Annotated in this window: 4 protein-coding genes and 2 pseudogenes; 1 reads left to right on the top strand and 5 read right to left on the bottom strand. The window is 36.9% G+C overall.

The annotated features are described in order from the left end of the window. Nucleotides 1-962: 962 nt before the first annotated feature. On the bottom strand, nucleotides 963-1,589 hold the full coding sequence (locus JCM9140_RS22870; RefSeq protein ID WP_052002463.1) for a metal-dependent hydrolase: 627 nt from the start codon (nucleotides 1,587-1,589) through the stop codon (nucleotides 963-965). Nucleotides 1,590-1,683: 94 nt separating this feature from the next. After that, nucleotides 1,684-2,616 carry a DMT family transporter gene (locus JCM9140_RS21200; RefSeq protein WP_081727815.1) on the bottom strand — a complete coding sequence of 311 codons (933 nt, stop codon included), beginning with the start codon at nucleotides 2,614-2,616 and terminating at the stop codon, nucleotides 1,684-1,686. Nucleotides 2,617-2,815: 199 nt separating this feature from the next. Between JCM9140_RS21200 and JCM9140_RS21205 the strand changes: the two genes are divergently transcribed. Continuing rightward, nucleotides 2,816-3,304 carry an Lrp/AsnC family transcriptional regulator gene (locus JCM9140_RS21205; RefSeq protein WP_034751425.1) on the top strand — a complete coding sequence of 163 codons (489 nt, stop codon included), beginning with the start codon at nucleotides 2,816-2,818 and terminating at the stop codon, nucleotides 3,302-3,304. 111 nt (nucleotides 3,305-3,415) lie between these two features. Here the strand turns inward: JCM9140_RS21205 and JCM9140_RS21210 are convergent. The 3 genes and pseudogenes from JCM9140_RS21210 to JCM9140_RS21220 all read right to left on the bottom strand — a co-directional run bounded on the left by JCM9140_RS21210 (nucleotide 3,416) and on the right by JCM9140_RS21220 (nucleotide 6,905). Further along, nucleotides 3,416-3,912 (bottom strand): annotated as a pseudogene (locus JCM9140_RS21210) (GNAT family N-acetyltransferase). A 134-nt stretch (nucleotides 3,913-4,046) separates the two neighbouring features. Then, on the bottom strand, nucleotides 4,047-6,074 hold the full coding sequence (locus tag JCM9140_RS21215; RefSeq protein WP_052002464.1) for a sigma-54-dependent Fis family transcriptional regulator: 2,028 nt from the start codon (nucleotides 6,072-6,074) through the stop codon (nucleotides 4,047-4,049). A gap of 259 nt (nucleotides 6,075-6,333) precedes the next feature. Further along, nucleotides 6,334-6,905: pseudogene (locus JCM9140_RS21220) on the bottom strand (DJ-1/PfpI family protein). Nucleotides 6,906-6,947 lie beyond the last annotated feature (42 nt).

The raw sequence follows: 6,947 nt of genomic DNA on the forward strand, positions 1-6,947 counted from the left end.
CTCGTTTGTCGTTTATTTTTCTCAGCAACATTTATTATTATAACATAACATTTTGTTCTGCGCAACAACTTCTTTTAAAAGTTTTTCGCGATCACCATCGAATGAACTAAGCATTCGCGGCGACAAGTAATAATATATCACATTAAATAATTCTGCGCAATAGTTAATTTAACATTAATTTTTGCGGCTAGATGTAATAATTTATCATAATTCGACAAAGATATCAACTCTCTATTTCTATCGATAACTATCATTACCCACTTAACCCATCATTTAAACAAAACTTTCATTAAACACGGTCTAATGACTACAGGTTATAGCCAAACATCCCTTGCCATCATACCAATCCTTTATACTCACATACCATAAGTCTTTAATCCACTTATAAGCAATCTTTTCAAAAATCCTTGTTGGATTGGGTTTCTCATACCGGGCGCAGAACGTATGGAGCCATTTCTTTTCAATATAAATTACTGAAAAAGGTTTGTTTTCACCTTTTTTCAGTGGTTTCTTCACTTTACGAAGCGCCCTTCCTGCTCTTTTTCTTTCTCGCTTCCAACTTATATTTCCTACGCAATAATCCTAATATACCAGTACTTTCACGAACAAAAACTTACAAATAAGTGTAAAAGGCAACAAAAGAAGACACCATAACCTCTTGACCATATAAAGAGAGAATCCAATCCATTCTTCCCTTTTCACCTTCTCTCAGATCGCTCTCTTTCCAATCTTATCGTTTACATTATAGAAGGCTGGATACGCATTTGTAATTAATTCATATATCACAACTCTAGGCCTTTCACTTTTGTGAAAGAGAAGTCAAGTGACATGAGTCCTTGTTCAATACGAGAAATTGTCAAAACGAAGAAAAACACCCTACCAAATATGATAAGGCGCTACAGTTGGCTATTTCACATTTTTAATTAAAAATGTGAAGCAAGCATTCATACCTCACTCTTCGTCTACCATTCCTTTCTCAACACCGGATAAAGCCACTTCACTCCTCTTTTATTAAATGGAATGAATCTCATATCCAATAATAAATGAGAGCTATACCCTACTATCGCAGCAATCAAGACTCCATTAAATGCGTAATAAGACTGAAAGGAATGAGCAATCCAAGAAAAGAGCAAAAGTCCTACAAAACTGTGTGTGATTCCACGGTGAGAAGAGAAGGCAGCCATTCCACAATACACACCCAAACCAACTAGCCAATTCATTGACAAAAAGACTCCAGCCCCTAAAAAGCAAACAGACGTAAAGACATTCATCGCTTTAGGAGTAATATACCTTCTAGATAGATAGAGACAACTAATAAAAATACCAACACCTATCCACAGAGGATAATCTTGAAAAAACGTAATATATGTAGCGATACAAGCTCCAACGACAAAAAGGAGCTGACGAACGATTGTATGAGAAAACGTCATTCGCCTTGAAAGCTTTCCATTCGTATCTAAATCAGGCGCGAGACTTGCAAATGAACTCACACCGATTATAAGCGCCGTACTTCCAGCATCATAATTTCCGACATAAGCAATTGCTCCACCAGCTGCTGCTCCTACTAGTAAATGTTGTTTTCCTCTCATTTGAATAACCTCCACATCCTATCATACTCGGTTTTTGTGGAAATATCTTCTTTGCATTGTTAGCTGGCGAATAACGAACAAGTAAAAATGGCTTTTAGCCAGTCCTTTCCACTTTTCGCTGCATCGTAAATTGAAGAAGCTTTCGAAAAGAATAATCTTTATGCTTAAAAAAAGTAAACAAGTAACAACCAGTAATGACAATCGCACTACCCATTATTTGAACGAACGACATTCTTTCTCCTAGAACAAAAAAAGCTAAAATGACAGTAAAAACAGGGTTGAAGTTTAGGAAGAGTCCCGCTGTTGTCGCACCTAATTTTTTCACACCTATATTCCACAATACAATGCACACCACGGTTGAGATCCCACCCGTATACAATAGCGAATAAATGAACGTCGCATTTAGATTTTTTATAGCGAAATCTGAAAAGGTAAATGGCAAGAGAATGAGAATACCGAAGATTCCAGAGTATAGAGTGGCCATCAGAGGAGATGTATAATTCATTGCCCATTTACTGAGGACCACATATAACCCCCATATACAGACAGCTCCGATCATAAAAACGTCCCCAAGATTAAATTGAAGGGTAAAAAATACCTCACTCTTCCCATTTGTTAAGACAAGTAGCACTCCCAACACCGAAAGGAACATCGCTGCAATTTGAAAAAAGCTTACCTTCTCTTTTAGAAAAACAAAAGAAAAAAAGGCAATCGATAAAGCAATTAAGGTCGAGATTAACCCTACATTTGTTGCAGACGTTAATTCTAATGCCATAAACTGCAAAACATTAAATAACACAACTCCTGTCAACCCCATTAATATTAATGGGAAAACGGCTCTTCGTGAAGGCAAAAGCTTCTTCTCTACTTTCCAAACGATAGGAAATAACACCACAACCGCAATTAACCACCGTAGCATCGTTAACGTCATTGGAGAAGCATGGCCAACAAGCCATTTTCCTACGATAAAATTCCCCGCCCATAATAAGCTAGTTAACAATAGTAACCCAAAATAGAAGTACCGCATTCAAAACTCCCCCCACCATCATTACGAACCTCTCGATCTATTAATAACTTTAACACCAATGGTTTATATCCAAAATATTTTTTTGTATAATAGTAAATAATCTAAATAATTTAAAGTTTTATAGGGGATTTATTTATTTTCCCCTATTTCGATTAATGAAATATGACTAAATTTTTAATAATCTAAAGGGGGTTTTTCGATGGAATCCATCGTGAGTAAGGTTCTCGATAAGGTAGACATTCAAATTTTAGACATTCTGCAGAAACAAGCACACGTAAGCAATGCAGAAATTGCAAGGCGAGTGAACTTGTCCTCGCCAGCTGTTCACACAAGAATTAAGCGGTTAGAAAACGAAGGGTACATTAACCGACAAGTCGCCATCTTAAACCCTGAAAAACTAGGCTTCGATTTGCTTTGCTTTGTTTTTATCAGTTCAAATATTCATCATGCAGAGAAGTTAGATATTTTAGAAGAAGCGTTTCGACAAATGCCAGAGGTGTTAGAATGTCATTGCTTAACAGGGGAATATGATTATTTATTAAAGGTGGCAAATAAAGACCGAAAAGACCTACAATCTTTTATTCGAAAATTAAATAAGCTGGGGATCACCAAAATCCAAACCAGCTTAGGGCTAAGAGAAATTAAATATTCAAATGTCTTACCAATTTTGGACGAGGAAATTGAATAGGTTTATAGTTATTGACTAAATAGACTACTAAAACGCAAATGACAACCATAAACAATAAAAAGAGATAGACTTCCCACGAAGTTCTATCTCTTTTTATCTAAAATGATAAACTTAAATTTTTTTACCTAATATGACTAAATCTCTCTTTTCGCTGTCTAACTTAGCCACTTCTGGGAAAAAGGCCCATTGTTCAAAATCGAAACTTGAAAAAAGTTGGATGCTCGGTTCATTATGAGCAAAAACAAATCCAAGCAAAGTGTCAATTTCTAACTTAGGACATTCCTCAATAACTTTGTTTAAAGCCATTTTCCCAAGTCCTTTTCCTCTATAATCCGAATGAAAATAAATACTAACTTCAACGGTTGCATCATATGCCGGTCTTCCGTAGAAAGATTGTAAGCTGACCACCACAATCTCATTTCATATTCTACAACCCATAAAGGTCTTTTAGTTGGGCTATGCTCTTCAAACCACTGAAGTCGATCATTTACCGTAATAGGTTCAGTATCTGCTGTAACCATTCTACTTGGAATCGTAGAATTATAAATATCAACAATCACTGATAAATCCTCTAAATCCGCATCTCGAAATCTAACTTTTTCTAACATAAAAACATCCTTTTTTTGAAAAATAATATCTATGTTATCTCTTATTGCCTTCGAATACAATGGATTTCGAGATGTTTTTTAGAATCCTCTCCGTTATATGCAAAAAAACCAGGGTAACCCCCTCCCTGGTCAGCTTATTTATCAAATCTTTCGCTCATCTGTAGAAATCTAAGCTTCCTATAAATCGTACTTCGGTGTATACCAAGCCGTCGGGCAGCCTTAGTTACATTCCCTTGTTGTTTATTTAATTCCTTTAGGATCATTTTTAACTCTGTATCTTTAATTGTAGGTTCATCCACTATGTCCGGTTCTCTTTCAAATGGTACCGTTTGATTTTTTTGTTGTAAGGGTGTTTCTTTTTTGCTTTTATCTAAGTAGCTCACATCATGAATCAATGTTTCTCTAATTTCAATTGGAATTTCACTAGCTTCAATGAGGCTTCCGGTTGAATTTGTCACCATTCGATAAACGATATTACGTAGCTCACGAACATTTCCTGGCCAACCATATAATTGCAGGACCCTAAGCGCTGACTTGTTTATTTCGATTGAGGTTCTTCTTAATTCTTTACAGGCTTTTTTTAGATAAAAATCAAGTAGCAGAGGAATATCTTCTGGTCTTTTTCTAAGAGGTGGGACTTTTATACAAAGGATATTTAAACGATAAAAGAGATCTTGACGAAATTTCCCTTCTTGAACAGCCGTAATTAAATTACGATTAGTTGCGGCAATTACCCGCACATCTAGTGGTTTGGCTTTCTTCCCTCCTAATACGACTACTTCGTTCTCTTCTAACACTCTCAGTAAATAAGTTTGCATATCTAAAGGCATTTCCCCAATTTCATCAAGAAAAATCGTTCCTCCTTGCGCTTGTTCAAATTTGCCAATTCGGCCATTTTTTGCTGCTCCAGTGAAGGTTCCTCCTTCAAATCCAAACAATTCACTGATCCCCAACTCTTTCGGTAACGCTCCGCAGTTAACAGCAATGAAAGGATTGTTAGCTCGTGAGCTAGCTTGATGAATGGATTGGGCAACTAACTCTTTTCCTGTTCCACTTTCCCCTTCTATTAAAACAGGTAAATCGGTTCCAGATGCTGCCATGGCATCCTTCATTGAAGCCACAAAAGCGTTCGAGTGTCCAATCATACTATTAAATGAGTATTTGGTTGAATTTGAATTGCTTAATTGGGAATTAGGAGGAACTATATAGACAATGCACCCAACTGGTTGCCTTTGATCAATATAAGGGATAGAAAAAACTCTCCACCTTCCGTCCTCCCTTTGCACTTCCCAGCTTTCTTCTTTTAACTCTAAATTGGTCTTAATTTGAACATCTTTTAGCATATGATTTTCCGCAACCCATTTTTTTTCATACAAAAGTGGGTCTGCCTTTAACACTCTTCCTCGTAAATCAACGGCAGCAACATAGACATTCGGTGAACCTGTGGCAACTTCTGAATAGCGCGCGAGTAATTTAAAACGGTTTACCTCTACATCTCTTCCTAAATCATTTTCTATTGCTCGAACTAATGTGGATACCATTGAAATGGCATATGGATGCAAATCCCTCCATTGCCCAGTTAAATTTACTATGCCAAGAACATTATCTGTGGCTGGGTCTTTTATTGGTGCTGCGGCACAGCTCCAATCATGCACCCTTTGGCAAAAATGCTCTGCAGCAAAGATTTGATGAGGCAGTTTCGTAGCAACGACGGCACCGATCGCATTGGTCCCTGTATCTCTTTCAGCCCAAGATGATCCTAATACGAAATTCATTTGTTCAGCCTTAGACCTTAAGGAGAAATTACCCTCTATGTGAGCAATCTCACCTTTAGAACTAGTCACAACAAATAAGGAATTAGTTTCGTTCACCATACCGGTTAAGCTTTCTATGTATGGCACTAAATAGCGATACAATTTACTATGGCTAAACGCTTCCTTAACTTGTACATCACATGAGATAATCGGTGCAGTTGTTTGAATCGGATCAACACCTTGACGCATACAACGTGACCACGAATCCAATGTAGCAGATCGAATATTCTTATTATCAAGATCTTGACGTTTTTGGACAACCGTTTTTTCCCAAACTTCTTGCAGCTTTTTTCTTTCCAGCTCTAGATTATTCGCGAAATATTGATAAGAGAATAAACCATTGTTCAAAATATCCCCCACCTTTTTAGAATCTAAAGGTTTTACGCTACAGCCCTAAAGGAAACTAGAAAGTCGTACCTTAAATCACCATAAGATAACGCTTACATTTCGCGTTATCAATCGTTCCTTTTCACACATATTAATTTAATATTTTAATCACATTAAATAATCCTTAATACATTTCGACAACATCACTGCTCAATCCTTTTTTATACAGACCTCTGAATTTATTTCATGAATTCAGAGGTCTGTGATCTCTATTTATAAATTAAATGGTAGATCCATTCTTACTAGCGAGGAGATTAAAGAACTCTCTCATGAACCCTGGTAAATCAGGCCACGCATGGCCTGTCACTAAATTTCCATCCACATGCAAACCTGTTTCAACATAAGTAGCACCTGCTGCCTCTACTTCTGGACGACATGCTGTGTAAGCCGTCATCTCTCTTCCTACAATATGTTCGCGAACCGTTGTCAGAACAAGCTGTCCATGGCAAATTACACCCATAGCTTATTTTCAGTTAGAAAATGCGCCGCTATTTCTTGCACTTTTGAGTTCATACGAATATACTCTGGCGCACGCCCTCCTGGCAAAATAAGGGAATCGAAATCAGCCGGATTGATTTCATCAACAGAGGCATGAGAATCGATTTTATATCCGAACATCTCTGTGAATGTTTCCATCTCTGGTAAAAAGTCATGACAAACTGTTTGTAGCTTTTTCTTCGTCGGAGAAGCAATCGTAACAGAAATATTTTCTTCTAGACAACGGTAGTACGGATAATAAATCTCTAAACAATCAACAGCATCACCAGTAACAATCAAAACATTCTTAGCCATTTTCTTCACCATTCCTTTTAATAAATTTTAATTATTTACTTG

This window comes from Halalkalibacter wakoensis JCM 9140 (assembly GCF_000513095.1).
GTDB classification, from domain to species: domain Bacteria; phylum Bacillota; class Bacilli; order Bacillales; family Bacillaceae_D; genus Halalkalibacter; species Halalkalibacter wakoensis.